Here is a 230-nt window from a genome sequence, read left to right as displayed (position 1 = left end):
ACAGAACTTTCTTTTTGTTCTCCATGGTTGTCAGTTTTAAAATGGGATTAGAATTTTTGCACGTAAGGCGGCAATATTTACACCAACCTGCCACTGAAACCAACAAATTCTTAATTCTTTCCCAGGCGGTTGGTGGTCTTTCCTTTCAGTGCGGCCTGCCCCTCTCCTTTGGGGGCTGGGGGAGGTTCTTCTTCGGGTCGCCTTCCCGCCAGGGTCCGTTGCAACAGCCG

1 protein-coding gene is annotated in these 230 nt (G+C 50.0%); it reads left to right on the top strand.

Features of this window, described 5'->3' with window-relative positions:
• Nucleotides 1-230 (top strand): hypothetical protein (locus KVT36_RS32470; RefSeq protein ID WP_217607545.1); only part of this gene is annotated, 230 nt, incomplete at both ends.

It is taken from the genome of Chitinophaga sp. GbtcB8 (genome assembly GCF_019091455.1).
In the GTDB taxonomy this organism is placed as follows: domain Bacteria; phylum Bacteroidota; class Bacteroidia; order Chitinophagales; family Chitinophagaceae; genus Chitinophaga.
This window is presented reverse-complemented; position numbering and strand designations above follow the sequence as displayed.